Source organism: Lentzea sp. NPDC060358 (assembly GCF_042725365.1).
GTDB lineage: Bacteria > Actinomycetota > Actinomycetes > Mycobacteriales > Pseudonocardiaceae > Lentzea.
Map to the genome: position 1 here is coordinate 1 of NZ_JBHXCW010000098.1, position 26,624 is coordinate 26,624.

At 70.5% G+C, this 26,624-nt stretch carries 27 protein-coding genes; 10 read left to right on the forward strand and 17 right to left on the reverse strand.

Annotated elements, in window-relative coordinates; all coding sequences use genetic code 11:
• Positions 1-47 precede the first annotated feature (47 nt).
• Positions 48-1,247, reverse strand: a complete 1,200-nt coding sequence (gene nagA, locus ACFWGZ_RS21290; protein ID WP_382453285.1) for an N-acetylglucosamine-6-phosphate deacetylase — start codon at positions 1,245-1,247, stop codon at positions 48-50.
• A 190-nt stretch (positions 1,248-1,437) separates the two neighbouring features.
• Between nagA and ACFWGZ_RS21295 the strand changes: the two genes are divergently transcribed.
• Positions 1,438-2,112, forward strand: coding sequence for a FadR/GntR family transcriptional regulator (locus ACFWGZ_RS21295; protein WP_382453286.1), 675 nt, complete (start codon positions 1,438-1,440; stop codon positions 2,110-2,112).
• On the opposite strand, the gene ACFWGZ_RS21300 is transcribed toward ACFWGZ_RS21295, so the two are convergent.
• The 4 genes from ACFWGZ_RS21300 to ACFWGZ_RS21315 all read right to left on the reverse strand — a co-directional run bounded on the left by ACFWGZ_RS21300 (position 2,098) and on the right by ACFWGZ_RS21315 (position 4,910).
• Entirely contained in the window at positions 2,098-2,274 is a 177-nt protein-coding gene (locus tag ACFWGZ_RS21300; protein ID WP_382453287.1) for a DUF397 domain-containing protein, read from the reverse strand. The genes ACFWGZ_RS21295 and ACFWGZ_RS21300 overlap by 15 nt on opposite strands.
• Before the next feature lie 8 nt (positions 2,275-2,282).
• Positions 2,283-3,095, reverse strand: a complete 813-nt coding sequence (locus tag ACFWGZ_RS21305) for a helix-turn-helix domain-containing protein (protein WP_382453288.1) — start codon at positions 3,093-3,095, stop codon at positions 2,283-2,285.
• A 149-nt stretch (positions 3,096-3,244) separates the two neighbouring features.
• The gene (locus ACFWGZ_RS21310) at positions 3,245-3,889 is read right to left on the reverse strand and encodes an NYN domain-containing protein (protein WP_382453289.1); all 645 of its coding nucleotides are present in this window, start codon (positions 3,887-3,889) and stop codon (positions 3,245-3,247) included.
• 142 nt (positions 3,890-4,031) lie between these two features.
• Positions 4,032-4,910, reverse strand: a complete 879-nt coding sequence (locus tag ACFWGZ_RS21315; RefSeq protein ID WP_382453290.1) for a LysR family transcriptional regulator — start codon at positions 4,908-4,910, stop codon at positions 4,032-4,034.
• 71 nt (positions 4,911-4,981) lie between these two features.
• Here ACFWGZ_RS21315 and dapA point away from each other — a divergent pair, with 71 nt between their 5' ends.
• Complete coding sequence (gene dapA / locus ACFWGZ_RS21320; protein ID WP_382453291.1) at positions 4,982-5,842, forward strand: 4-hydroxy-tetrahydrodipicolinate synthase; 861 nt, start codon at positions 4,982-4,984, stop codon at positions 5,840-5,842.
• On the opposite strand, the gene ACFWGZ_RS21325 is transcribed toward dapA, so the two are convergent.
• The 9 genes from ACFWGZ_RS21325 to ACFWGZ_RS21365 are packed head-to-tail and all read right to left on the reverse strand — an operon-like array spanning position 5,839 to position 14,383.
• The gene (locus tag ACFWGZ_RS21325; RefSeq protein ID WP_382453292.1) at positions 5,839-6,669 is read right to left on the reverse strand and encodes an amidohydrolase family protein; all 831 of its coding nucleotides are present in this window, start codon (positions 6,667-6,669) and stop codon (positions 5,839-5,841) included. The genes dapA and ACFWGZ_RS21325 overlap by 4 nt on opposite strands.
• Positions 6,666-7,622 carry an aldo/keto reductase gene (locus ACFWGZ_RS21330; protein WP_382453293.1) on the reverse strand — a complete coding sequence of 319 codons (957 nt, stop codon included), beginning with the start codon at positions 7,620-7,622 and terminating at the stop codon, positions 6,666-6,668. Before ACFWGZ_RS21330 ends, ACFWGZ_RS21325 begins: the two co-directional genes overlap by 4 nt.
• Positions 7,619-7,921, reverse strand: a complete 303-nt coding sequence (locus ACFWGZ_RS21335; protein WP_382453311.1) for an L-rhamnose mutarotase — start codon at positions 7,919-7,921, stop codon at positions 7,619-7,621. The genes ACFWGZ_RS21330 and ACFWGZ_RS21335 overlap by 4 nt, the downstream gene beginning before the upstream one ends.
• A 14-nt stretch (positions 7,922-7,935) precedes the next feature.
• Complete coding sequence (locus ACFWGZ_RS21340) at positions 7,936-8,952, reverse strand: ABC transporter permease (RefSeq protein ID WP_382453294.1); 1,017 nt, start codon at positions 8,950-8,952, stop codon at positions 7,936-7,938.
• Positions 8,949-10,424 (reverse strand): sugar ABC transporter ATP-binding protein, encoded by a 1,476-nt coding sequence (locus tag ACFWGZ_RS21345; RefSeq protein ID WP_382453295.1) that lies wholly within the window; start codon positions 10,422-10,424, stop codon positions 8,949-8,951. The genes ACFWGZ_RS21340 and ACFWGZ_RS21345 overlap by 4 nt, the downstream gene beginning before the upstream one ends.
• Positions 10,421-11,461, reverse strand: a complete 1,041-nt coding sequence (locus ACFWGZ_RS21350) for a sugar ABC transporter substrate-binding protein (protein WP_382453296.1) — start codon at positions 11,459-11,461, stop codon at positions 10,421-10,423. Before ACFWGZ_RS21350 ends, ACFWGZ_RS21345 begins: the two co-directional genes overlap by 4 nt.
• A 16-nt stretch (positions 11,462-11,477) precedes the next feature.
• Positions 11,478-12,227, reverse strand: a complete 750-nt coding sequence (locus ACFWGZ_RS21355) for an SDR family NAD(P)-dependent oxidoreductase (protein ID WP_382453297.1) — start codon at positions 12,225-12,227, stop codon at positions 11,478-11,480.
• A complete protein-coding gene (locus ACFWGZ_RS21360) occupies positions 12,220-13,524 on the reverse strand; it encodes an enolase C-terminal domain-like protein (protein WP_382453298.1) in 1,305 nt (434 codons plus the stop codon). Before ACFWGZ_RS21360 ends, ACFWGZ_RS21355 begins: the two co-directional genes overlap by 8 nt.
• Before the next feature lie 4 nt (positions 13,525-13,528).
• Positions 13,529-14,383 (reverse strand): fumarylacetoacetate hydrolase family protein, encoded by an 855-nt coding sequence (locus ACFWGZ_RS21365; RefSeq protein ID WP_382453299.1) that lies wholly within the window; start codon positions 14,381-14,383, stop codon positions 13,529-13,531.
• Positions 14,384-14,496: 113 nt separating this feature from the next.
• Between ACFWGZ_RS21365 and ACFWGZ_RS21370 the strand changes: the two genes are divergently transcribed.
• The gene (locus ACFWGZ_RS21370) at positions 14,497-17,313 is read left to right on the forward strand and encodes a S8 family serine peptidase (RefSeq protein WP_382453300.1); all 2,817 of its coding nucleotides are present in this window, start codon (positions 14,497-14,499) and stop codon (positions 17,311-17,313) included.
• A gap of 51 nt (positions 17,314-17,364) precedes the next feature.
• Positions 17,365-18,285 (forward strand): N-acetylglucosamine kinase, encoded by a 921-nt coding sequence (locus tag ACFWGZ_RS21375; protein WP_382453301.1) that lies wholly within the window; start codon positions 17,365-17,367, stop codon positions 18,283-18,285.
• 33 nt (positions 18,286-18,318) lie between these two features.
• Here ACFWGZ_RS21375 and ACFWGZ_RS21380 read toward each other — a convergent pair whose 3' ends face one another.
• Genes ACFWGZ_RS21380 through ACFWGZ_RS21390 form a run of 3 tightly spaced genes read right to left on the reverse strand, consistent with a single transcriptional unit; the run spans position 18,319 to position 19,671 of the window.
• On the reverse strand, positions 18,319-18,723 hold the full coding sequence (locus tag ACFWGZ_RS21380; protein WP_382453302.1) for a type II toxin-antitoxin system VapC family toxin: 405 nt from the start codon (positions 18,721-18,723) through the stop codon (positions 18,319-18,321).
• Entirely contained in the window at positions 18,720-18,992 is a 273-nt protein-coding gene (locus ACFWGZ_RS21385; protein WP_382453303.1) for a type II toxin-antitoxin system Phd/YefM family antitoxin, read from the reverse strand. The genes ACFWGZ_RS21380 and ACFWGZ_RS21385 overlap by 4 nt, the downstream gene beginning before the upstream one ends.
• A gap of 34 nt (positions 18,993-19,026) precedes the next feature.
• Positions 19,027-19,671, reverse strand: a complete 645-nt coding sequence (locus ACFWGZ_RS21390) for a DUF3159 domain-containing protein (RefSeq protein ID WP_382453304.1) — start codon at positions 19,669-19,671, stop codon at positions 19,027-19,029.
• 127 nt (positions 19,672-19,798) lie between these two features.
• On the opposite strand from ACFWGZ_RS21390, the gene ACFWGZ_RS21395 reads away from it, so the two are divergent.
• From ACFWGZ_RS21395 to ACFWGZ_RS21420, 6 genes are read left to right on the forward strand one after another with little or no spacing between them, the layout of a single operon-like run.
• Positions 19,799-21,010 (forward strand): ROK family protein, encoded by a 1,212-nt coding sequence (locus tag ACFWGZ_RS21395; protein WP_382453305.1) that lies wholly within the window; start codon positions 19,799-19,801, stop codon positions 21,008-21,010.
• Positions 21,011-21,026: 16 nt separating this feature from the next.
• Positions 21,027-22,364: an ABC transporter substrate-binding protein gene (locus ACFWGZ_RS21400; RefSeq protein ID WP_382453306.1), complete on the forward strand. Its 1,338-nt coding sequence runs from the start codon at positions 21,027-21,029 to the stop codon at positions 22,362-22,364.
• A gap of 12 nt (positions 22,365-22,376) precedes the next feature.
• Positions 22,377-23,351, forward strand: a complete 975-nt coding sequence (locus ACFWGZ_RS21405) for a carbohydrate ABC transporter permease (RefSeq protein WP_382453307.1) — start codon at positions 22,377-22,379, stop codon at positions 23,349-23,351.
• The gene (locus tag ACFWGZ_RS21410) at positions 23,348-24,241 is read left to right on the forward strand and encodes a carbohydrate ABC transporter permease (RefSeq protein WP_382453308.1); all 894 of its coding nucleotides are present in this window, start codon (positions 23,348-23,350) and stop codon (positions 24,239-24,241) included. The genes ACFWGZ_RS21405 and ACFWGZ_RS21410 overlap by 4 nt, the downstream gene beginning before the upstream one ends.
• Positions 24,238-25,509 carry a 6-phospho-beta-glucosidase gene (locus tag ACFWGZ_RS21415; RefSeq protein WP_382453309.1) on the forward strand — a complete coding sequence of 424 codons (1,272 nt, stop codon included), beginning with the start codon at positions 24,238-24,240 and terminating at the stop codon, positions 25,507-25,509. Before ACFWGZ_RS21410 ends, ACFWGZ_RS21415 begins: the two co-directional genes overlap by 4 nt.
• Positions 25,506-26,519, forward strand: coding sequence for an N-acetylglucosamine kinase (locus ACFWGZ_RS21420; protein WP_382453310.1), 1,014 nt, complete (start codon positions 25,506-25,508; stop codon positions 26,517-26,519). The genes ACFWGZ_RS21415 and ACFWGZ_RS21420 overlap by 4 nt, the downstream gene beginning before the upstream one ends.
• The last annotated feature ends 105 nt before the right edge of the window (positions 26,520-26,624 follow it).

The window sequence follows — 26,624 nt, forward strand, 5'->3', positions numbered from 1 at the left end:
GCCTCCCCCCACGTGCGACGGCGGGGGAAGGCGCCCTTCGGGTCGTGCTACTGGCCCGCGGTGGCGTACCCGGCGGCGACCGGCGCCGCGGGCACCTCGGCGTCGAACACCACCCGTCCGTCGACCCAGACCTTCTTCGGCCGCAGTTCGTCGTCCCACCAGACGAGGTCCGCCACGGCACCCGGCGCGAGCCGGCCGAGACCGGACTCCCCGATCACCTCCGCCGGCACGATCGTCGCCGAGGCCAGGGCGTCCGCGACGGGCACCCCGACCGAGACGATGTTCCGCACGGCGCGGTCGAGGGTCAGGGCGGACCCGGCGATCGTGCCCTCCGGCGACCGCGGCACCCCGTCCTCGGTGAGCAGCACGTCCGCACCACCGAGGTGGTAGCGGCCGGGCGGCATCCCCGCGGCGGCGACCGCGTCCGTGACCAGCGCGACCCGCGCTCCGGCCGCGTTGAACACGAGACGGCACACGTCGGGACCGACGTGCGCGAGGTCCGCGATCAGGCCGAGCGTGAACCGTTCGTCGACCAGCGCCACGCCGGGCACACCGGGTTCGCGGTGGCCGAGCGGCCGCTGGGCGTTGAACAGGTGCGTCACCATGCGGGCGCCGGCGTCGGCGGCCTCACGGGTCTGCTCGCCGGTCGCGTCGGAGTGCCCGACGGCCACCAGCACCCCGGCCTCGACGAGGCGGCGGACCGCCTCGAGGCCACCGGGCTGCTCCGGTGCCATCGTCACCATCCGCAGCGCCCGGCGCAGCGTGTCGTCCTCGAGCAGAGCCGAGATCTGGTCCGGTCCCGGCTCGACCATGAACGACGGGTCGTGCACCCCAGCCCGTTTCGGCGACAGGAACGGTCCTTCGAGGTGCACCCCCAACGGCCGTGCCCCGACCCCGTCCGGCAACGCGGCGGAGGCCGACAGAACTGCCCTGGCCTGCCTCAGGACCACGTCGACCGGTGCGGTGATCAACGTGGGCAGGAACCGGGTCACCCCGGTCGACGGCAGGGCTTCGGCGACGGACCGCATCCCGGCGGCGTCCACCTCGGCGAAGTCGACGCCGACGGCGCCGTTCACCTGGACGTCGACCAGGCCCGGTGTCAGCAGGCCGTCGGACAGGACCTCTGCGCCGGGTGGAGCTTCACCGGTGGTCACTTCGACGATGCGGCCGTCCCTGATCCGCACCGAGGCAGGACCGACGATCGTGCGACCGAGCAAAGCGCGCGGTGCTGCGACAACGGCGTCCAAGATCCCTCCTAGAATGGTCCAGACCATTATGCGGACAACAGGGCCCCCCGTCACCTGTCGTTACCGAATAACAATCTCACAGATCATTATGTGAATCATGGGCGAAACGACCGGGTTGGCACGAACCCGGCCGCCTTTGTCGCATACTGGACACCAGACATCCGAGGTCTACGACGAGTTGAGGGTGCCCGTGGCAGTCACTGACGATGCGATCCTGCGCGTCAAGGAGATGATCGTGTCGGGCGAGCTCAAGCCGGGCGACCGCCTCCCGCGGGAGGCCGACCTGGCGGAGCGCCTGGGGCTGTCCCGAAACTCCCTGCGCGAGGCCGTCAAGGCGCTGTCGCTCGTCCGGGTGCTCGACGTCCGCCAGGGCGACGGCACGTACGTCTCGTCCCTGCGCGCCGACGACTTGCTGGGCGCGCTGTCGTTCGTCCTCGACCTGCACCGCGGCGAGGACTCGGTCCTGGAGGTGCTCCAGGTCCGCCGCATCCTGGAACCCGCGGCCGCCGCCATGGCCGCCCAGCGCGTGGACGCCGACGAGATCGTGAAGCTCCGCGCCCTCTGCGACGCCGCCGAGTCGGCCAAGTCCGTGGAGGAACTGGTCGAACACGACCTGGAGTTCCACCGCGCCATCGCCCAGTGCTCCGGCAACGCCTACCTGGCCCAGCTCCTCGACACCCTGGCCGGCCCGACCGTGCGGGTGCGGATCTGGCGCGGCATCACGCAGTCCAACGCCGTGGACCGCACGGTCGCCGAACACCGCGCGATCGTGGACGCCCTGGCCGCACACCAGCCGGAACTCGCGCGCTCGTGGTCCACGGTGCACGTGGCCGGGGTCGAGCAGTGGTTGTCAGACCTGGCCTAGCTCGTCGCGCTTGACGGCCTTCACGAACGCGGCCCAGCTCGGTGCGGTGATGGTCGCGGCGTGGTTCTTGGAGTCGCGGACGAGCGCGGTGGAACTGGTCAGCGCGACCTCGACGCAGTTGCCGTCGCCCCCGTTGTCGCTATGGCTGCTCTTGCGCCACACGTCGATCCCTACCTCTCGGCAGCCGAGCTCTCGATCCACACGGCGGACTGCTCGGGGGTCAACGCCAGCTTCGAGAGGTGCTTGAAATTGAGGCTAGCAGCCTCGACCCGGGCCAGATCCTCGATGTGAACCGCCCCCGCCGGATGCTCGACGTACAACACCCGCGGGTCACTGGGGTAGGGGAAGTCGAGCAGCGTGAACGAGCCGTTGTGCCCTTCGTGCAGGCCGATCGAGTCGGGGACGACCTGCACGGTGACGGTGGGCAGCTCGCTCACGTGGTTGATGTGCCGCAACTGCTCCCGGTCCGCGTGGCGCAGCGCGGACTCGGCGATGACCGCGTGGAGCTCGAGCGGCTTGTCGCCGTGAAGGCGTTGCTGACGACGCGTGCGCATCGCGACCTGTTGCTCGACCCACTTCCTCGATCGCGGCGTCCGGGCACCCGCGAACACCGCGCGCATGTACCTGTTGGTCTGCAGCAGTCCCGGGACGTAGCCGACCTCGAACGTCCTGATCACGGTGGCGTCGTGTTCAAGGCTCACGTAGCCCTGGCCGTCCTTGCGGAACTGGTGCCACCACGTCTTCTCGACCGCGAGGTTCCACATCTCGACGTACGCGCCGGCGTCGTCGGCTATCACGCCGTACATGTCCAGCATCGTCTCGAAGGCGGTGTAGTCGGGCACCTGGCCGTTCTCGATGCGGCTGACCTTGGGGACGTTGTAGTGCAGGCGGTCGCCGATGTCCCGCTGGCTGAGGCCGGACCTCTCCCGCAGCTCTTGCAGCACTCTGCCGAGGCGGCGCTGGCGGAAGGTCGGATCGGGCACGAATGAGACGGTATCGGCGTGATCTGGAATCTGAGATTCTCAGTCACCCGGACGTGGCAAACCCGACTGAGGGCAAAAAGAAACCCGGCCCACGAGGGACCGGGCGGATATAGGTGCATGCTAGCACGAAACTTGCGTGCATGCATGCATCACCAGCCGGGCGGGCGCGTGTAACGGCCGGAGGGGTCAGGCAGCTGGTGAGCTTGGTAGTCGGCCGCCGCCAGCGTTCGCCACCAGTGGTGACCGGTGCCCACACCGGTTCCCGCGCTCATCGACAAGGCTCCGGCCGTGTAACCACCACCTGGGTTGACCACACCCACCGGCACCCTCCGCCAAGCGTGCTCGACCGGCAGCTTGAGGTCGCTGTCGTTGCTGACGAGCACGACGGCGTCGACCGCGCCGGTCAGCACGTCGACGAGGAGATGAGAAGCGACGTTGACGTCCGAGCCCTTTTCCTCGAACGTCGCCACCGAGGCCATGAACAACGCTCCGGTGACCGGCTGCCCCTGAGCCTGCACCTTGATCGGCCAGTCCGGCTGGACGAGCACAGGCCGGCCGCGGTTGCCCTCCGTCGCCAGCGGCCGCTTGATCACCTTGCTGATGTAGTTGCCGTACTCGACGTGGTCGGCGCTCCCAGAAGCCAGCAGGGCCTTCAGGTAGACGTCCTGGTCCTGCGAGCCGGATGCGTTGTGGGCCGAGCTGATCCTCGCCGTGCAGTAGACGATCCGGTCGACGTGAGCGCCCGGCCAGTTGGACGACTGCTCGGCCAGCAGGGAGCCGACCAGCGCTCGCACATCGAGCCAACGCCACCCTGAAGTGCCACGGCCGCAATGCTTTCGTCCGCCGTAGTACAGGTTGTAGCCATCCACGTACACACCCACACGCATTGGCCGACGACAGACCGCAGGCGAGTCGGACCCAAACGAGTGAACGCGCCTACATCTGGCGAAGCTGTTCCAAGACCACCCGAACGGCTGGCTGCCCGTCCGCCCGGTTCCGCACAACCGCTGACACGGTCCGGAAAACCTGCTGCTTCAACGGCCGCAACGCCACCCCGGGCCGCCGCGCGACGGACGGCACCAGCGCCACCCCGAGCCCGGCCTCGACCAGACCGCACATCACCCCGAAGTCGTCGCAATAGGCTTGGGCCCGGGGCACGAACCCGGCCGCCCCGCAAGCCCTCTGCGTCAGCTCGTGGCAGGACGCGTCGGTCCGGGGCATGATCCACGGCCGGTCGGCCAACGCCGAGAGGTCCACGGAATCCTGCTGCACCAACGGGTCCGACAGCGGCAGGGCGACGTTCACCGGTTCCACGAACAGCTCGAACGACTCGCAGGACTCCGGCAATGACCGCGGCATGATGTTGTAGGAGTGGATGAGGGCGATGTCGACGTCCCCGCGCCGCAACGCGGGCAGTGAGGCCTCGGGTTCCATCTCGTGCACGAACAGGTCCACATCGGACCCGTGCGCCGACCGCAGCACCTGGATCACCCGCGGCAGCAACGCGGCCACCGACACGAACGCGCCGATCCGCACGACGCCCGAGACCGAGGTGCGGAGAGAAGCCAGATCGGCTTCGGCGGCCGCCAGCTGGTCCAGCACCAGCTGCGTGTGCGCGGCCAGCACGTGTCCGGCGCGGGTCAGGGACAACCGGCGGCCGTCCCGTTCGACCAGCGGGACACCGGCCTCCCGTTCCAGCGCGGCGAGCTGCTGGGACACCGCGGGCGAGGTCACGTGGAGGGCCTCGGCGGCGGCCGTGACCGTGCCGTGGACCGAGAGCGCGTGGAGCAACCGGAGCCTTCGCACGTCCAACACAAAGCTCAGCTTAACGTTCCGAGCAGAAACTCTAACTGGAACTTCGCGAAAACTGGAGCCACGCTGGAGTCATGTTCGGACGAGTGCTGGTAGCGATGGTCACCCCGTTCACCCCCGACGGTGACCTCGACCTGGAGGGTGCGCAGGAGCTGGCGGCGCACCTCGTCGACCGGGGTGGCGCGGACGGGCTGGTCGTCAACGGCACGACCGGTGAGGCGCCGACCACGACCGACGCCGAGAAGGCGCAGGTCGTCAAGGCCGTGAAGGAGGCCGTCGGCGACCGGACGCAGATCCTCGCGGGCGTCGGCACCAACTCCACGCGGCACACCGTCGAGCTCGCGCAGCAGGCCGAGGCCAACGGCGCGGACGGGCTGCTCGTCGTCACGCCCTACTACAGCAAGCCCACGCAGGAGGGCGTCGAGAACCACTTCCGGCAGGTCGCGAACGCGTCCGGGCTGCCAGCGCTGCTCTACGACATCCCCGGCCGCACCGGCACGGCGATCGACACCGAGACGCTGCTCCGGCTCGCCGAGCACCCGCGGATCGTCGGCGTGAAGGACTGCAAGGTCGACCTGCTCGCGACGGCGAAGGTCATCGCCGAGACCGGGCTCGACTACTACTCCGGCAACGACGAGCTGGTCCTGCCGCTCTACTCGATCGGTGGCGTCGGCACGGTCAGCACCGTCGGCCACGTCGTCGGCAACGAGATCAAGGCGATGCTCGACGCCTACGACGAGGGCGACAACAAGGAGGCCCTGCGCCGCCACCAGGCGTTGCTGCCGGTGATCACCGCGATCATGACCCGCGAACCCGGTGCGGTGGCGGTCAAGGCCGCGCTCACCCTGCTCGGGCTGCCGTCCGGGCCGGTCCGCGAGCCGCTGGTCGCGGCCACGCCGGAACTGATCACCGAGCTGAAGGCGCTCTTCGCCTAGAGCCCGTAGACCCGGCGAGCGGTGCCCGAGAAGACCTCGGCCTGCTCGCCGGCGGACAGCTCGGACACCAGTTCCCGAGCCGCCCCGAGCCATTCGGAGTACGAGGCGGCGAGCAGGCACACCGGCCAGTCCGAGCCGAACATCAGCCGCTCCGGGCCGAACGCGTCCAGCACCACCTCGAAGTGCGGGCGCAGGTCGGCGACGGTCCAGGACGTCCAGTCGGCCTCGGTGACCAGGCCGGACAGCTTGCACGTCACGTTCTCGTGCGCCGCCAGCGACCGGATCAGCTCGGCCCACTCGCCTGCGTCCGAACCGATCGCGGGCTTCGAGCAGTGGTCGACCACGAACTGCACGTCGCCCAGCGCCGCCACCGTCCGGCGGGCGGCCGGCAGCTGGTGCGGCAACGTCAGCAGCTCGTACACCAGCCCGTGCGCGCCCACGGCCGCCAGCCCGTTCCAGACGTCTTTGCGGCACAACCACTCCGGGTCCGGCTCACTCTGCACCTGGTGCCGGATCCCGCGCAGCCACGAGCCGTTCGGCCCGTCGGCCAGCGAGGTCAGGGCGTCCCCGACGGCGGGCGAGGTCAGGTCCGTCCAGCCCACCACCGCGGCGACCACGTCCGACGACGCGGCCACGGCCAGGAACTCCGGGGTCTCCTCCGGCACGCACACCGTCTGCACCAGCACGGATGCGGACACCTCCGGTGCCGCGGCGAGGAAGTCCGGTTCCAGGAACGACCGCCGGATCGCGCCCATCGGCGGGTCGGTGATCCAGTCCTGGTCGCGGGCGGACAGGTCCCACAGGTGGTGGTGGGCGTCGACGATCACGGCGTCGGCACCTCCTCGCCCAGCAGTCCCAGCGACTTCAGCTCCTCCCACACCCCGGGTGGGATCGAAGCCGAGAACCAGGCCGCGTTCGACGTCATCTGCTCGGCCGTGCGCGACCCGATCACCACGGACACGACCGCCGGATGCCCCGTGGCGAACTGGATCGCCACCTCCGGCAGCGTCACCCCGTGCCGCGAGCACACCTCGGAGATCGCACGGGCCCGGGCGATCAGTTCGGGCGGCGCGTCCTCGTAGTCGTACTTCGAGTCGGAGGACACGACCGGCTTCGACAGCAGCCCGGAGTTGAAGACACCGCAGGCCACCACCGAGACACCGCGCTCGACGCACGCGGGCAGGAACGACGGCAGCGCGGGCTGTTCGAGCAATGTGTAGCGCCCGGCCAGCATCACCACGTCGATGTCGGTCTCGCGGACGAACCGCTCCGGCATCTCCCACTGGTTCATGCCGACGCCGATCGCGCCCACCACTCCCTGCGCCCGCAACGACTCCAGCGCCGGGTAGGCCTCGCCGAAAGCGGACTCCCAGTGGTCGTCGGGGTCGTGGATGTAGACGACCTCCACCCGGTCCGTCCCCAGTCGCTCCAAAGAGGACTCCAGCGACCGCTTGACCCCGTCCGCGGAGTAGTCCATCACCCGGCGGAACGTCCGCGGCACGGCGAACCCGTGGTCGTCGGCACCGACGCTGTCGGACGGTTCCAGCAGCCGCCCGACCTTGGTGGAGAGCACGTACTCGGCGCGCGGCCGGCCGCTCAACGCCGCACCCAGCCGGCGTTCCGACAGCCCGAGGCCGTAGTGCGGGGCGGTGTCGAAGTACCGGACGCCGGTCTGCCAGGCCGCCTCGACCGCGCCGAACGCCTCGGCGTCGGTGACCTCCCGGTACAGGTTGCCGATCGGCGCACCGCCGAAGCCGAGACGGGACAAGGCGACCTTCACGGCAGCTCCCACACGAGTCGGACGTCGGGTTCGGCGCCGGAGTAGTCGTCCTCGACCTCCAGCAGCTCGGCCATCCGAGCCTGCCACGGGACGTTGGCCGGGTGCGCGGCCAGGAACTCCCGCATGGCCCGGTAGTCGTCCACCTCGACGAGGTGGAACAGCTCCCGCCCGGACCGCCAGATCCGCCACGAGTGCACGCCGGCCTCGCGCAACGCGCCGTCCAGCTCCACCGGGATCGTCGCGTGGATCCGGTCGTAGTCGGCTTCGCGACCAGCACGAAGCCGCGTGTGCAGCGCCACGGTCTCCACGGGGCTCACTCCTGTTTCTGGCCGGTCGCGAACCGCGTCACGATCAGCGCGAGGATGATCACCGCGCCGTACGAGGCCTTGATGTAGAAGCCGGACACGCCCTGCAGCCGCAGGATCTGCTCGACCAGGCCCAGCATCAGCACGCCGGACAGGGCGCCGAACAGCGTGCCCTTGCCGCCCTGCAACGAGATCCCGCCGATCACCGCCGCCGCGAAGACCTGGAAGATCATGCCCTCGCCCTGGGTGGCGGCGACGGACCCGAGCCGCCCGGTCATCAGGATGCCCGCGACCACCGCCAGCACCGAGCCGATGATCAGCACGGTCCACGTCACCCGGTCCACCCGGATGCCCGCGGCCCGCGCGGCCTCGGAGTTGCCGCCGATCGCGTACAGCGAACGCCCGGCGCGCAGGTACTTCAGCACGAAGATGCCCAGGGCGTAGCAGACGATGCAGATCCACACCGCCGCCGGCAGCCCGAGCCACGTCGTGGAACCCAGGTACAGGAACGACTCCGGCACGTCGACCAGCGACTTGCCCTCGGTGATCGCGAGCTGCAGGCCGCGCAGCATCGTCAGCATGCCCAGGGTCACCATGAACCCGGACAGCCCGACCTTGAGGATCAGGAACCCGTTCAGTCCGCCGATCACCACCCCGATGAGCAGGCACAACGGCAGCGCGAGCCACGCGGCCAGACCGACGTCCAGCCCGCCCGCCGACGCGGGGATGATCAACGCGACCGCGAGCGCCGGCGCGAGACCGACCGTCGACTCGAGCGACAGGTCCATCTTGCCGATGATCAGGATCATCGCTTGCCCCAGCACCAGCAGCGACAGCTCGCTCTGCTGGGTCAGCACGGCGATCAGGTTCGCGGGCGTCAGGAAGATCGGCGACAGCACGGCGCCGACGACCAGCAGGAGGACGATCACCGGGACCAGCGCGAGGTCCTGGTACCGCGCCAGCCGGAACTTCTGCTTCGCGGGCGCGGCGGCTGCCGGGACCGGCGGTGTGATGGCCTTGGTCATTCCGAGCTCATTCCCTCGATAGCCGCAATGAGTTCCTGGTCGCGCCAGCCGCGGGCGAACTCGCGCACGACCCGGCCGTGGAACAGCACCAGCACGCGGTCGCAGACCCGCAGGTCGTCGAGCTCGTCCGAGACGACGATCGCGGCCCTGCCCCGGCGCGCCTGCGCGTCGACGACGCCGAGCAGCGACTCCTTGGACTTCACGTCGACGCCCGCGGTGGGGTTGATCAGCACCAGCACCGACGGGTCACCCGCCAGGGCCCGTGCCATCACGACCTTCTGCTGGTTGCCGCCGGACAGGTCCGCCACCGGCTGGTCCGGCCCGGCGGCCTTCACGTCGTACGACGCGATCGCGGTGCTGCCCGCGGTGCGCTGCGCCGCGGGCCACACGAACGCGCCCGCCGTGCTCATCGTCGCGTTCTCCGCGATCGACAGGTCCAGCACGAGCCCCTGCTGGTGCCGATCCCTGGGCACACAACCGATTCCGGCGCGCAACGCCGCCGGCACGTCACCGCCGCGCACCGCGGACCCGTTCACCGAGACAACCCCGGCCGACGGCTTGCGCAGCCCGTAGACGGTCTCGGCGAACTCGTGCTTGCCCGACGACGCGCTGCCCGCGAGCCCGATGACCTCGCCGCGGGCCGCCGACAGCGAGATGCCCGAGAAGTGGTCGCCGCTCAACGACGACACGGTCAGCACCTCCTCCGCGGACGACGGCCGGTCGTCGCCGCTGGGCACGTTCAGCCCGCCGGCCTCACCGGTCATCGCCTCGATCAGGTCGGGCTTCGACATCTCCGCGACCGGCGCGGTGACGACGTGCCGCGCGTCGCGGTAGACCGTGACGGTCTGGCAGACCTCGTAGACCTCCTGCAGGTGGTGGGAGATGAAGAGGAACGTCACCCCCTTGTCCTGCAACGACCTCATCCGGTCGAAGAGCCGCTCGATCGCCGGGCCGTCGAGCTGCGCGGTCGGTTCGTCGAGGATCACGAACCGCGAGCCGATCGACAGCGCCCGCGCGATCTCGACGAGTTGCCGCTGCTCGACCGTCAGCGTCGAGACCAGCGCGTCCGGCCGCACCGCCACGTCGTAGGTCTCCAGCAGCTCCGATGCCTGCAGGCGCAGCTTCTTCCAGCTGATCAGCCTGCCGCCGAGGTCCTGCCGGTTGATGAACAGGTTCTCGGCGACCGACAGCTCCGGCACGACCGTGGACTTCTGGTAGACGCACGCGACGTGGCGCCGCCACGCCGCGCGGTCGGCCACGGGTGGTGCGGGTTCGCCGAAGAAGCTGATCTCGCCCGCGTCCGGCACCTGCATGCCGGTGAGCGCGGAGACCAGCGTCGACTTGCCCGCGCCGTTGCGCCCCACCAGCGCGTGCGACTCCCCGGCCCGGACCTCGATGCCCACGTCGTCGAGCGCGAGCGTCTGCCCGAACCGCTTCGTCACGCCCCGCGCGACCGCGGCGAACTCGGTCATTTCGCGATCTGGTTGCCCCAGAAGGCCTTGTCGTCCACGTTCTCCTTGGTGATCAGCGGTGCCGCGAGCTGGTCCTCCAGCCGGCCGCCGCCGGTGTCGACGATCTCGGAGTCGTGGTCGGTCTTGCCGGGCTGGAACGTCTTCCCCTCGACCGCGGCCTTCGCGTAGAACAGCGCCCACTGCGCGTAGAGGTCGGCCGGCTGCGAGACGGTCGCGTCGATCTCGCCCTTGCGGATCGCCTCCAGCTCCTGCGGGATGCCGTCGTTGGAGACGATGAAGATGTGCTTCGGGTCGGTCGGCGGCACGATGAGGTTCTTCTGCCGCAACACCTGCAGCGTCGGCGTGAGGAACGCGCCACCGGCCTGCATGTAGATGCCGTTGATGTCCGGGTGCTGGTTGAGCCGCGTCTGCAGGGCGGCTGACGCCTTCGGGCCCTCCCAGTCGGTCGGCTCCTCGAAGATCGTGATGCCGGGGTAGTCCTTCTTCATGCAGGCGGCGAACGCCTCCGACCGGTCGCGGCCGTTGATCGACGCCAGCGCGCCCTGGAACTCGACGACCTTGCCCTTGCCGCCGAGCTTCTCGCCGAGGAACTTGCAGGCCTTCTCGCCGTAGGCCTTGTTGTCCGCGCGCACGACCATGTAGGTCTTGCCCTTGTCGGGACGGGTGTCGACGGTGATGACCGGGATGGTGGCCTTCTCCAGGCGGTCGAGCGTGCTGGCGATGGCACCGGTGTCCTGCGGCGCCATGATGATCGCCTTGGCGCCCTGCGACTGCAGCGACTGGGCGTTCGCGACGAGGTTCTCGACCTTGTTCTGCGAGTTCGTCGGGTTCAGCAGGTTGATCCCGAGGTCCTTGGCCTTGTCCGGGAAGTACTTGATGTAGGAGTTCCAGAAGTCGGTGTCGGCGCGCGGGTGGTCGGCGCCGATCGGTCCGACGCCTCCCCCTCCGGTCCCGGCGGCCCCGCCGCCGCAGGCGGACAGGGTGAGGGCACCGGCGAACGCGAGGCACACCGCGGCGGTGAGGTTGCGACGCTTCATGGTGGGCTGCCTTTCATCATTGCTGGGGACGCAAGCGAAGGCCGTGCATGCCGCCGTCGACGGCGAGGACCGTGCCGGCGGTGGAACCCGACAGCGGGCTCGCCAGGTAGGCGATGGCTCCCGCGACCTCGTCGGCGGAGACCAGCCGGCCGTGCGGCTGACGAGCGTTCAGCGCGGCTCGTTCGGCCTCCGGGTCCGGCGCCGAGTCGAGCAGGCGGCCCACCCACGGGGTGTCCGCCGTGCCGGGGGCGACCGCGTTGACGCGGATGCCCTCGCGCACGTGGTCGGCGGCCATCGCGAGCGTCAGCGAGTACACCGCGCCCTTGCTGGCCGAGTAGAGCGCGCGCTGCGGGAGCCCGGCCGTGGCGGCGATGGAGCAGGTGTTGACGATCGCCGCCGACGGCGACTTCCGCAGGTGCGGCAACGCGGCCCGCGCCACCCGCACCATGCCCAGGACGTTGACGTCCATGACCCTCGCCCACTCCTCGTCGGAGTTGGCCGCCACGTCGCCCTGCGCGCCGATGCCCGCGTTGTTCACCACGACGTCGAGCCGTCCGAACCGCTCGACGACCTCGTCGATCGCGGCCTGGACGCTCGCGCCGTCCGAGACGTCCGCGCGGATGCCGACGAGCGGGTCCGGCACGTCCGGGGTGAGGTCGAGCGCGACGGCCGTCGCTCCCCTGCTGCTCAGCAGGGTCGCGGTGGCCAGCCCGATGCCCGACGCCCCGCCCGTGACGACGGCGACGAGCCCCTCGAAGTCAGTCATTCCCGTCCTCCGTCCACACCGGACCGTTCGGGTAGGCGTACTCGACCAGCGTCTCGTCCTTGAGCTGGGCGGAGAACCCCGGTCGCGCCGGCGCCAGGTAGCGGCCGCGGTCGACGACGGCCGGGTCGAGGAAGTGCTCGTGCAGGTGGTCGACCCACTCGATCACCCGGTCGCCGACCTCGCCGGAGACCGCCACGTAGTCGAAGAACGACAGGTGCCGGACCAGCTCGCACAGCCCGACACCGCCGGCGTGCGGGCACACCGGGACGCCGAACTTCCTGGCCAGCAACAGGATCGCGATGTTCTCGTTGACGCCGGCGACCCGGCACGCGTCGAGCTGCAGCACGTCGATCGCGCCGGCCTGCAGCAGTTGCTTGAACACCACGCGGTTCTGCACGTGCTCGCCGGTCGCGATCTTGATCGGGGTCAGCGCGCCGGCGATCGCGCGGTGCGCCAGCACGTCGTCGGGCGAGGTCGGCTCCTCGATCCAGTACGGGTCGAACGGCGCCAGCTCGCGCATCCACTCGATCGCCGTGCCGACGTCCCAGCGCTGGTTGGCGTCCACCGCGACGCGCACCTCGGTGCCGACGACCTCGCGGGCGAGCTTCATCCGCCGCACGTCGTCGCCGAGGCTGCCGCCGACCTTGAGCTTGATCATGTCGAAGCCGTCGGCCAGCGCCTGTCTCGCGAGGCCCGCGAGCTTCTCGTCGGAGTAGCCGAGCCAGCCCGGTGACGTCGTGTAGGCCGGGTAGCCGTCGCGGGCGATGGTCTCCGCGCGTTCGGCCTTGCCGTCCTCGACCTCGCGCAGCATCCGCACCGCCTCGTCGGGCGTCAGCGCGTCGCTGAGGTAGCGGAAGTCGACGAGGCCGACGATCTCCTCCGGCGTCATCCGCGCGAGGAACCGCCAGACCGGCAGCCCCGCCCGCCGTGCGGCGAGGTCCCAGGCCGCGTTGACGACGGCGCCGATCGCCATGTGCGCGACGCCCTTCTCCGGGCCGAGCCAGCGCAGCTGCGAGTCGCCGATCAGCTCGAAGTACAGCTCCCCCAGCGCTTTCGCGTCCTCCGGCACGTCCTTGCCGACGACGTGCGGTGCCAGCGCCTTGATCGCGGCGGCCTGCACGTCGTTGCCGCGGCCGATCGTGAACGCGAGACCGTGGCCCTCCGGGCCGTCGTCGGTCCGCAGCACCACGTACGCGGCGCTGTAGTCCGGGTCGGGGTTCATCGCGTCGGAGCCGTCGAGCTCGCGGGACGTGGGGAACCTGATGTCGAGCACGTCGAGTTCGGTGATCTTGGGCATGGGCTCAGGCCTGCCCGAGGATCTGCCGCTGCCGGCCGAGTCCCTCGATCTCGAGCTCGACGACGTCGCCCGCGCGCAGGTACGGCTTGGGCTCCGGCTGGCCGAGCGCCACCCCGGCGGGTGTACCCGTGTTGATCACGTCACCCGGACGGAGGACAAGGAACTGGCTGAGGTAGCGGACCACCTCGGCGATCGGGAAGATCATGTTCTTGGTGGACGAGTTCTGCCTGATCTCGCCGTTCACCCAGAGCCGCATCGCGAGGTTCTGCGGATCGGCGATCTCGTCGGCGGGCACGAGGAAAGGTCCCAGCGGGTTGAACGTCTCGCAGTTCTTGCCCTTGTCCCACGTGCCGCCGCGCTCGATCTGGAACTCGCGCTCGGAGACGTCGTGCGAGAGCACGTACGCGCCGACGCACGCCAGAGCCTCCTCGTCGGTCTCGAGATAGCGCGCGGTGCGCCCGATGACGACGCCGAGCTCGACCTCCCAGTCCGTCTTCACGGACTTGCGCGGCACGAGCACCTGGTCGTACGGGCCGACGACGGTGTCCGGGGTCTTGAGGAACACCACCGGCTCGCCGGGGATGTCGGCACCGGTCTCCTCCGCGTGGTCGCGGTAGTTGAGACCGATGCAGATGATCTTGCCGGGCCGGGCGAGCGGCGGTCCGACCCGGACGTCCTCCGTGCTCAGCGCCCCCAGCTCACCGCCTGCGAGCGCCGCGCGCACGCGGGCGACGCCGTCGTTCGCGAGGAACGCCCCGTCGACGTCGGGGGTGATCGGCAGGAGGTCGTACGTGGTCCCGTCGTCGGTCCTGACCGCAGGACGCTCATCGCCGACCGGGCCGAGGCGCAAGAACTGCACGGCCGTTCCTCCTCTGCTCGCACCACACGAAATACATCGGATGTATAGCCCTGCGAAGGCACATCCGTCTAGGCCCTGGCGATAAGTCGTCCGATGACTAAGAGGGACTGATCATGAAGTTGGTGGCCGCATCTCTCCTGGCAGGAGCCCTGCTGGCACCGTCCGCCCCGGCCGAGCCCGTGACCGTGTTCGTCGAACTGACTTCGACGGCGGCGGGCGACACGCGCAGCGCCGAGCAGGCCCGGACAGCGCGCGACCGGACCTCGGAGCAGGTCGAGCGGGTCGTGTCGCGGTCGGGCGGCGAGGAGGTCGCGCGGACGACCAACGCCGTCGCCGGGGTGGTGCTCTCGGCGTCCCGGTCGAGGGTGACCGACCTGGCGCGGATGCCCGAGGTGCGGGCCGTACATCGGATGACCCCCAAGAAGCTCACGAACACCTCGGCCGTCCGGCTGACCCGCACGTCGGACGTGTGGCGGTCGCTCGGGCGCTTCGGCGACGGCGTGCGGATCGGCGTCGTCGACACCGGCATCGACTACCGGCACGCGGACTTCGGCGGCGGCACGTTCCCGAACGCCAAGGTCGTCGGCGGCCACGACTTCGCGGGCGACGCCTACACCGGCAGCGCGGGCGCGCTGCCGGTGCCGGACGACGACCCGCTGGACTGCCAGGGCCACGGCACGCACGTCGCGGGCACCGCGGCCGGGTTCGGGGTGAACGCCGACGGCACCACCTTCCGCGGCTCGTACTCGTCGGTCGACCTCGACGCGCTGAAGATCGGGCCGGGAACGGCACCGCGCGCGTTGCTCTACGCGTTGAAGGTCTTCGGCTGCGAGGGCGGCACGAACCTGACCGCGCAGGCGCTGGACTGGGCGCTCGACCCCGACGGCGACGGCGACTTCTCCGACCGGCTCGACGTGGTGAACCTGTCGCTGGGCAGCGACTTCGGCGCGGCGGACGACCCGGACTCGCTGTTCGTGCGCAAGCTCGTGCAGCACGGCGTGGTCGTCGTCGCGGCGGCGGGCAACGGCGGCGACTTCTACGACGTGTCGGGGTCGCCGGGCAACACGCCCGAGGCGATCTCCGTGGCGAACAGCAGGGACGCGTTCTCGATGCTGGACGGGCTGGAGGCGGCCGGGCAGCGGTGGGCCGGTCAGCACAGCCAGAACTTCACCGAGCCCGTCGACCTCACCGCTCCCGTGGTGCGGCTCTCGTCCAACGTGGACGGTTGTCAGCCGATCACCGAGGCGCTGACCGGCAAGGTCGTGTGGCTGGAGTGGGACGACAGCGACGCGACCCGCGCCTGCGGGTCCGGTGCCCGCACCGACAACGCCTGGAAGGCCGGGGCGGCCGGGGTGCTGCTGCCGACCGCGCTGCCGGCGTTCGCCGCCGGGATCGCCGGGAACGCGCACATCCCCGCGTTCCAGCTGACGGCCGCGTCCTCGAAGGCACTGCGTCCCGCGCTGGAGGCCGGGACGCTGACGGTGCACCTGACCTCGGCGCTGCGCAAGGCCGTGCCGTCGGTCGAGCCGTTGATCGAGGACACGATCACGCCGTCGTCGTCGCGCTCGCGGTCGTCGATCTCGGTCGCCGCGCCGGGTGACACGATCTTCTCCGCCGCGACCGGGACCGCGTCCGACGGCGTGTCGATGGGCGGCACGTCGATGGCGTCGCCGCACGTCGCGGGCATCGCGGCACTGCTGCGCGAGGTCCATCCGGAGTGGACGGTCGAGGAGGTCAAGGCGGCGCTGGTGAACACCGCGGGAGGTGTCGTGCGTTCGGCCGACGGCGTGCGCGAGGCCCCGATGCGCGTGGGCTCCGGGCGGGTCGACGGGCTCGCGGCCCTGTCCGCCGACGTGCTGGCGCTGGGCGACGCGTCGTTCGGCACGGTCGAGGCCGGCGGCCCGGTGGTGACCGACCGCGAGGTGCGGCTGGTCAACAAGAGCGCCGAGCCGGTCTACCTGCACGCCCGCTACGAGCCGATCACGTCCGTGCCCGGCGTGGCGTTCCAGGTGACCAAGCCGGAGGTGGTGGTGCCGGCCGGCGGGTCGGCGGCGGTGACCGTGCGCCTGCGGATCCCGCGCCCGGCCGCCCTGCGCAAGACGCCCGACCCGACCGTCTCGCTGGCCGACGGCCGGCAGTTCCTGGCGGAGGCGTCCGGCCTGGTGACGTTCACCGGCGACCGGACGCTCCAGGTCCCCGCCCACGCGGCACCGAAACCGGTGTCGAGCCTGTCGGTGGCCGCCGGCCGCGTCACCGGGAAGGGCCTCGACCAGCAGGACTACCGCGCGCGCATGACCGTGCTGCAGCTCGGCGCGCGGTCCGGGCGCCTGCCCGACTGCGGCGCCGCCGTGCAGGACGACTGCGCGGTGAACCGCACGGCCCGCGGCGGCGACCTGCGCTACGCGGGCGCGACGGCCACGCCCGACCTGCTGGCGTTCGGCATCGCGACCTGGGACACCTGGGCGAACCCCGGCGGCAACACCAAGCCGCAGGTGCGCTTCTCGGTGGGCGGCAAGGACTTCGTGACGACCGCGGTGAAGCGGGCGAACGCCGACGGCGACGTGACCGCGGACGTCTGGTCCGCGCGCACCGTCGTCGCCGGCACCGACGAGGTGGTGGACGAGCAACCGCTGAACGGCCGCGACGGGTCGGTGGACACGAACCTGTTCGACAGCGACGTCGTCGTGCTGCCGGTGTCGCGCGCCGCCCTGCCGCCGGGCCCGGTGACCTACACCGCCGGGGTGCTCAGCCGCTACACCGCGCCGGCCGACCCCGACGAGCTCGTCGACGTGGCCCCGCCCGCCGTCTTCGACTACGGCCTGACCGTCCCGGAACTGTCCACTGTGGTCCGTCCGGGTGATCCAGTTGCTCCCGGAACGCTGGTCTTCTTCCACCACAACGCAACCGGTAACCGAGCCCTGACCTCGTGACACCCGGTTGGGCGTGCCTCCCGCGACCGTCTCTCGGCATACTCGACCCCTATGGATCTGGTCGTGGGACTCGACGCGGGCGGCACGTCCACCAGGGCGCTGGTGCTCGATCTCGACGGCGCCCGCCTGGGCCAGGGCGTGGCGGGAGGCGCGAACCCGAACTCGCACCCCCCGGCCGTGGCCGCCGCCCACGTCACCGAGGCCCTGACCGAGGCCCTCGACGGCCTGGACTCCCGCAAGGTGCGCAGCGGCGTCCTGGGCATCGCCGGTGCGTCGCGGATGGCCGACCCGGCCGTCCTGGACCTCTTCCAGGCGGCCTGGGAACGAGCGGGCCTGCACTGCCCGATGCGCGTGGTGACCGACTGCGAGGCGGCCTTCGCCACCGGCACCCCGTCCCCCGACGGCACGGTCCTGGTGGCGGGCACGGGTTCCATCGCGGGCCGCATCGCAGGCCACCGCATGGTCGGCCAGTCCGGCGGCTACGGCTGGCTGATCGGCGACGAGGGCTCGGCGTTCTGGCTGGGCCGCGAGGCCGTGCGGGCGACGCTGCGGCTGCTGGACCTGGACGCACCCCTGGAAGGCCTGGCCACCGCGGTCCTGACCACCGCGGGCGCGCGGGGTCGTCGCCAGCTGATCACCGCGGTGAACGCCCGCCCGCCCATCGCGCTGGCCCAGTTCGCACCCCTGGTCAGCTCCGCGTACCACCACGGCGACCCGGAGGCGCTGGCGATCGTGTCCACCGCCGCCCGGCTGCTCGCCGACACCGCCTCGGCCGTGCGCGAGCCCTCCGACACCTCGCCGATCGTGCTCGTCGGGAGTCTGATCAAGACGCCGGTGGGGACGCACCTGAAGAAGGAGCTGCTGGCCCGGTGCAACGCTCCGGTGATCATGGCCACCGAGGGGGCGGCGGGGGCGGCGTGGCTGGCGGCGGTGGACGTGCTGGGTCCGACGGCGCCGCGCCCGGTGTCGTGATGTGCTGCCCGGACCGGTGGCCGGGCACGCCTTTCACTCCCCGGGTGCTGTCGCCGGCAGCCCGATGGAGGAAGCAGCCGCCGCCAGGCGTTTGTCATAGGTGACGAAGGCGGTGACCTTCTTGTCCGACGCCACCAGCACGTCTGCGGTGGCGAGGTGAATCGCGTCCAGCGACCGCAGCAGCGGATCGGCGTATGCGGCCGCGGTGGCGCGAACGGCGGCATTGATCTCCACCCGGTGCAGACGGGCGAGCACCCCCGCGACAGCACCCAGCACGCCTGGCGAACTGCGCCGAAGCGCGCGAGGCAACTCGACCTCGATCAGCGCGGACGACACCAGCGACTGATCCGCGGCGTTGTTCAACCACTCGACCAGCGCAGCGGTCTCCCGCTCCTCGCGGACGAGTTTCACGGCCGCGGCCGTGTCGAGGTAGATCACCAGCGTTCCTCCTCGCGCATTCGCGAGAGCAGCTCACCCGCATCCGCCCCCGGCTCCGCTGTGGCGCGCGGCATCGGGATCGGGCCCACGATCGTCGGGGGCGTGACCACGCCGGCGACGATCAGGTCGTCGAGCTCACCTTCGAGGACCGGCACGATGCGCGCGATCGGCTTGCCCCGGTTGGTGATTTCGACCGTCTCGCCGCGCTCGACGAGTTCCAGCACACCAGCGGTGTTCTGGTTCAACGTTCGGATGGGGATCTGCTCCACGACACCACAGTACTACTTTTTGTACTACAACGGCCTAAGCCGACTCCGGCACCTGAGGGTGCCGGAACCCGGGGTGCCCGGCCGGCAGCGCCTTGCGCAACACCCACCCCGACACCAGCACGCACACGATCTGCAACGGCCACGACAACGCCACCCGCAGGGTGGCCAGCCAGTACACCTGCGCGTCCAGCCACAGCGGGGTGAACACGGCGACCCGCAGCGCGTACTGCGCCACCCAGGGCCACGAAGCGATCGAGTAGGCGCGCAGCAGAGCGGGGTCCCGCCGCCACCGGGTCTTCTGCCCGAGCAGGGTCCCGACGACGACGCCGAGCAACGGCCACCGCACGGCCACCGACCCGGCCCAGGCCAGCGCCGAGGCCACGTTGGACAGCAGTTGGATCAGGAAGAAGTCCTCGACGCGTCCCGTGTAGAGCGCCACGAGCGACGCCGCCACCACGGCCAGTACGGAGAACACGACGGCACGGGGTTTCTGGCCGCGGAGGAAACGCACGACGCCGATGACCACGCCGCACAGCACGGCGAAGACCGCGCCGGCGCCGATCGAGTGGCCGAAGAGGAGCCAGCCCGCGACGAACGCCAGCGGCGGCAGGGAGGCGTCGAGGGCGCCGCTCCGGCCTCCGAGCAGTGATGCGAGCGACTCCTGGCGCACGTCCGTCATGGTTCCAGGGTGCCTTAGGTCAGCCTAAGTCAGGTAACGGACCCGTATCGGGGATTGACCCTGGTGAGCCGGGTCACTACCGTCTGCGCAAATCGTCTGGAAAGTTAACAGACAGGAGCGGACCGCGATGCGTGCCGGGAGCCCACGACTGCTGCGGGAGATCAACGACCGCGCAGCCGTCGAGGCCCTGCTGCGCAACGGGGCCCTGACCCGCTCGGAGCTGGAGGGCCTGATCGGCCTCTCGAAGCCCGCGACCGCACAGCTGCTCACCCGGCTCGAGACCGCCGACACCGTCGTCCGCAACGGGCTGCGCGGGGGCGGGCGCGGGCCGCGGGCGCAGCTGTGGTCGGTCAACGGGACGCTCGCGCACGTCGCCGCCGTCGACCTCACCCCCGAGACGGTCGACGTCGCGATCGCGGACATCTCCGGTTCGGTGATCACCGAGCACCGGGCGCCGATGCCCGCGAAGCACGGCGTGCTCGAGGCGTTCGTGGGCGCGGTCGGCACGGCGTGCGGGCAGGCCGGGCTGAGCACCGAGCAGTTGCTGCACGTCGTCGTGGGGTGTCCGGGAGCGGTGGACCCCGCGAACGGCCGGCTCTCCTACGCGCCGCACCTGCCCGGCTGGAACGGCTTCGACGTGCCCCGCCGGCTGCGGGAGGAGCTCGCGACGTCGGTGAGCGTCGAGAACGACGTCAACCTCGTCGCGCTCGAGGAGATGGTCGCCGGGCGGGCCACCGAGGTGCGCGACTTCGTCGTCATCTGGCCCGCGGACCTCGTCGGCGCCGCCATCGTCGTCAACGGGGTGCTGCTGCGCGGCGCGTCCGGTGGGGCCGGCGAGATCGACGGCCTGATGATCCCGGACCGCGCTGCCGCCGACACCGGCACGGACCGCTCCGGCGGCACGTACGGAGACCTGCTCAGCAGCACGTCGATCTGCAAGCTCGCCAGGGCCCACGGGCTCGCCGCGCGCAACGGCCACGGCGCCGTGCGCAAGGCGTTGGCCGCGGGGCCCGCGGGCCGGGAGTTCCTGGGCGACCTCGCCAGGCGCATCGCCACGGGTGTGGCGAGCGTCGTCGCGGTGCTCGACCCGGAGCTCGTCCTCCTGTCCGGCGACATCGCCCAGGCGGGCGGAACCACGCTCAACGATCTCGTTGCCGCGGAACTGCGGCAACTGGTGGTGCCGCGGACACCTGTCCAGCTGGCGCTGGTGACGGGCAAACCGGTGCGCAGCGGTGCGCTGCACTCCGCGCTGGCCGTCGCGCGCGAGCAGGTGTTCGGCCTCCCGGCAGCCACCACGGCTCCATTCCGCGGCCCTGTGGTCGCCGGGTCCCCACGTTGATCGAGAAGGAGTGCACATGCGCAAGCACACCCGTGCCGCCCTGCTCTGCGTCGCCGCAGGAATGGCCGCAGCGCTGACCCTCACCGCATGTGCGGCCGGCAAGGGTGGCGGCGCGAGCTCCGAGGCCGCGGCCGCTCCCGGCAAGGACGACAAGCTCACGCTCACGGTCTGGAGCAACTACTCCGACCGCGAGTACGAAGAGGTCACCAAGGCCCTCAAGACGTTCAACCGGAAGTTCCCGAACATCGAGATCAAGCACGAGGGCTCGCAGGACGACGACAAGATCACCGCGGGCATCCGCTCGGGCAACACCCCGGACGTCGCGCTGTCGTTCACCACCGACAACATCGGCCAGTTCTGCTCCTCCGGCGCGTTCCAGCCGCTGAAGTCCTACCTCGACCGCGACAAGGTAGACCTGAACCAGATCTCCCCGGCGGTCCAGGAGTACACCGAGTACAAGGGCAACCGCTGTGCGATGCCCATGCTCACCGACGTCTACGCCATGTACTACAACAAGGACCTGCTGGCGGGCGCCGGAATCACCACCCCGCCCAAGACGCTCGACGAGCTGTACGACGCGGCCGTGAAGGCGACCAAGAAGGCGCCCAACGGCGACATCGAGGTCGCGGGCTACCTGCCCACGATGGGCTTCTACGCCAACCGCCCGACCATCCTCGCGCCGTCGTTCGGCGCGGAGTGGGAGAAGGACGGCAAGTCCGCCCTCGCGACCTCGCCCGGCTTCACCGAGATGATGACTTTCCAGAAGAAGCTCGTCGACTTCTACGGCTACGACCAGCTGGAGCGCTTCCGCGCTGGCCTCGGCCAGGAGTACTCGGCCGACCACGCGTTCCACCAGGGCAAGATCGCGATGATGATCGACGGCGAGTACCGCACCGCGTTCCTCAAGGCGCAGGCGCCGCAGATCAAGTTCGGCACGGCCCCGTTCCCGACCTGGAAGCCCGCCGACTACGGCACGGCGTTCACCACCGGCACGATCATGGGCATTCCCAAGGGCGCCAAGAACCCCGGCGCCGCGTGGGAGCTGATCAAGCACCTGTCGTTCGACACCGACACGATCGTCGACCTCTCGAACGCGATCAAGAACGTCCCGAGCACCAAGGCCGCCCTGGAGAGCTCCAAGCTCGAGGTGGACGAGCAGTTCAAGACGTTCATCGACCTGGCCAGGAGCGACAAGCTCAAGGGCAACCCGGTCACGCCGATCGGTGACGCGCACATCAAGGCCGTGACCGACTTCTCGGTGTCCTACCAGTCCGGCAAGGTCCCGGACCTCGCCGCGGGCCTCAAGGACGTCGACAAGAACATCGACGACCAGATCGCCAAGAGCGGCAAGTAGGGACTCCCCGCGATGACCGCCACGCTCAGCGCGAAGCCCGCCCCCGGCCGGAGGCGGGCCCGTGCCCGGCACCGTCTGACGGTGCTCGCGTTCATGGCCCCGGCCATCATCGGCTTCGTCCTGTTCTTCGGCTACCCGCTGGTCGCCACGGTCGTCTTCAGCTTCACGAAGTACGACCTGATCAACCCGCCGGAGTTCACCGGGCTCGCCAACTACACGTTCATGTTCAAGGATCCCCTGCTCATCAAGGCGATCACGAACACGCTGTGGTTCGTCGTGGTGCTCACGATCGCGCGGACGGTGTTCGCGCTGGGCGTGGCGTCGGTCATCGCCCGCCTGAGGTCGGGCGTCGGGTTGATCCGCACGCTCTGCTACCTGCCGTCGCTCGCGCCGCCGGTGGCCGCGACGCTCGTGTTCTTCATGGTGCTGCGCCCCAACGGCGGCCCGGTCGACAGCGTCCTCGGCTGGTTCGGGGCCGACTCGCCGCTGTGGTTCTCCGACCCGGCGTGGGCCAAGCCCGGCATCACGGCGATCATGCTGTGGATCTCCGGCGACCTGATGATCATCATCCTGGCCGCGATCCTCGACGTGCCGCAGGAGCAGTACGAGGCGGCCGAACTGGACGGCGCCGGCCCGGTCCGGCGCTGGTGGCACGTCACGCTGCCGACGATCTCCCCGGTGCTGCTGTTCGGCGTGGTGAACTCGGTGATCCTCGCGTTGCAGCTCTTCACCCAGGCGGTCGTCGCGGGGTCGGCGGGCTCCGGAGCGGCGGACGCGACCGGATCGACCAAGTACCTGGGTTTCCCGGACAACTCGACGCTGACGTTCCCGGTCTACCTCTACGCGCAGGGCTTCCGCTACTTCGACATGGGCTACGCGGCCGCGATGGCCACGGTCCTGTTCGTCATCTCGTTCGCCGTCACCATCCTGCTGGTCCAGCGGATGCGCAAGAACTCGAGCGCCGAGGAAGGGGGTCCGGGAGCATGACCGCCACGCTGACCAAACCACCGGTCGACGTCGCCGCGGAACCGGAGCGGCCGCGCCGCGGACGCGCCGGGGGCAGCCTGCTGAACTGGGTCGCGACGCACGCGATCGGCCTCGCGCTCGGCCTGATGTTCGCCACGCCCGTCGTGTTCGTCTTCCTCACCGCGGTGATGTCGGACGACCAGGCGTTCACCTCCCAGCTGTGGCCGCGGGAGTGGCACTGGGAGAACTTCGTCGAGGTCTTCGACAAGGCACCGCTGCTGCGGTACCTGGTCAACAGCCTCACCTACTCGCTGCTCGCGACGGTCGGCATGCTGATCTCGTCGATCCCGGCGGCCTACGCGCTGGCCAAGCTGAAGTGGCGCGGCCGGAACGTGGCGTTCGTCCTCGTCATCGGCGCGATGATGCTGCCGCCGCAGGTCGTGGCCGTGCCGCTGTACGACACCTGGTCGTCGCTGGGCCTGACGGGCAGCCTGGTTCCGTTGATCGCCCCGTACTTCCTCTTCGACGCGTTCAGCATCTTCCTGCTGCGCCAGTTCATGCTCACGATCCCGCAGTCCTATGTGGACGCGGCGCGCGTGGACGGCTGCTCGGAGTTCCAGGCGCTGGTGCGGATCATCGTGCCGATGGCGAAGCCGGGCATCGCGGCGACCGCGCTGTTCTGCTTCCTCTTCACCTGGAACGACTACTTCGGCCCGTTGCTCTACACCGGCGAGGTCAAGGACCAGTGGACGTTGTCGCTGGCACTGGCGACGTTCAAGGGCATGCACATCGTCCAGTGGAACTCGTCGATGGCGGTGACGTTCCTGACGATGATCCCCGCCGTCGTCCTCTTCGTCTTCGCCCAGAAGTCGTTCGTCAAAGGAATCACGTTCACGGGGGTCAAGGGATGAAACTCACCGTCGTCGGTGGCGGGTCCACCTACACACCGGAGCTGGTCGACGGGATCGCCGGCCGTCGCACCAGCCTGGCGGTGGACGAGATCGTCCTGGTGGACCCGGACGAGCACCGCCTGGGCATCGTCGGCCCGTTCAGCCGGCGCCTCCTGGAGCACGCGGGCCACCCCGCGAAGGTGCGCACCACCACGTCGCTGGAGGAGGGCGTCGAGGGCGCGTCCGCGGTGCTGCTGCAACTGCGCGTGGGCGGCCAGCAGGCCCGCGCGTCGGACGAGACGTTCCCGCTGACCTGCGGCTGCGTCGGCCAGGAGACCACCGGCGCGGGTGGCCTAGCGAAGGCTTTGCGGACCGTGCCGGTGGTCCTGGACATCGCCGACCGCGTGCGCGAGCTGGCGGGTCCGGACACGTGGATCGTGAACTTCACGAACCCCGTCGGCATCGTGACGCGCGCCCTGCTCCAGGCGGGCCACAGGGCGATCGGCCTGTGCAACGTGGCCATCACGTTCCAGCGCTGGACGTCGTCCCTGCTCGGCGTCGATCCGTCCACCGTGGAGCTGGAGCACGTGGGCCTGAACCACCTGACGTGGGAACGCGGCGTGCACGTGAACGGCGTGGACCGCCTCCCGGAGCTCCTCGCCGACCACGTCGAGGGCCTGGCCGAGCACATCGGCATCGACGGCGCCCTGATGCGCCGCCTGAACATGGTGCCGTCGTACTACCTGAACTACTTCTACAACCACGACGCCGTCGTGAAGAAGCAGCTCGACTCACCCCCGCGCGCCGAGGTGGTCGCGGCCGTCGAGAAGGAGCTGCTCGACATCTACAGCGACCCGTCGGTCGTGACGAAGCCCGACCAGCTGGGCCAGCGCGGCGGCGCCTACTACTCCGAGGCGGCCGTGCAGCTCGTCCACGCCCTGACCGGCGGCGCGGGCGCGGAGCGGCACGTGGTGAACGTCCAGAACAACGGCGCCCTCCCGTTCCTCCCGGACGACGCCGTCGTCGAAGTGTCGTCCACAGTGGACTCCGGTGGCGGCACGCCCCTCCCCGTCCGCCCGGTGGAGCCGTCGATCTCGGGCCTGATCTCGCACGTCACCGCGTACGAGCACCTGGCCCTGGACGCGGCGCTGCACGGCGGCCGCGACCGAGTGGCGAACGCCCTGCTCGCCCACCCGCTGATCGGCCAGCACGCCATCGCGGACCGACTGGCCGACGAGCTGATCGCGCAGAACCGCGACCTGCTGCCGTGGGTGGAGGGACGACGATGAAGGACCGGGTGCTCGCCATCGACGGCGGGAACAGCAAGACCGCGGTGCTCCTGGTGGACGCGGACGGCAAGGTGCTGGCGGAAGTCCGGGGCCCGGGCGCCCCGCCGCAGACCGTGGGCATGAAGCGCGGCCTGGCCGTCTTCGAGGCCCTGGCCCGCGAGGCAGCGGCGCAAGCGGGCCTGTCCCCCGACGAACCGATCGCCACGCACACCGCCGCCTACCTCGCCGGAGCAGACCTCCCCCGCGAGGAGGAGGACCTGACGAGAGCGATCTCCGAACGAGCGTGGTCCACCACCACGTTCGTCGGCAACGACACCTTCGCCCTCCTGAGGGCGGGCACAGCAGCGGCCGGCGGAGTCGCCGTGGTCTGCGGCGCGGGCATCAACGCGGTGGGCGTGGCCCGAGACGGCCGAACCCACCGCTTCCCGGCCCTGGGCGCGATCTCCGGCGACTGGGGAGGCGGCGGCCAGCTGGGCAACGACGCCCTCTGGCACGCGGTGAGGGCAGAGGACGGCAGGGGCAAACCCACCCTCCTGCTGGACGCCCTGCTCGAGCACTACGGCGAGCCCACGATCGCCAAGGTGGTCGAAAAGATCCACTTCGAGGAACTGCTCCTGGACCCGCACGCCCTGTGCCCCTTGGTCTTCGAGGCAGCAGCCCAGGGCGACGAGGTGGCCCGAGCGCAGGTGGACCGCCTGGTGGAGGAGATCGTCCTGCTCGCCACGGTCTCGATGCGCAAGCTGGACCTGCTGGACGAGCCGGTGGACGTGGTCCTGGGCGGCGGAGTCCTGACGAACACGGGCGACGCGGTGGTGGCCCCGGTACGCCGGCAGATCCTGGCAGCCGCCCCCCTGGCCCAGGTCCGCGTGGTGGACGTCCCCCCGGTGGTGGGCGCGGCCCTGCTGGGCCTGGACCACATCGGCGCGTCCCCGACCGCAGAGCTGAGGCTCCGCTCGGCCTACGCGGACCAGAGCCCACCGACCCCCTGGAACGTGGCCGTCGGCGGCTGACCCGGACCCCGTGTCACGGGCGCCCCGCGGGGGCGCCCCTGAGACGGGCCAAACCCACGGGCGAACACAGCAGCGGCGAGACCCAAAGCGAGCCCTAAGGGAAAC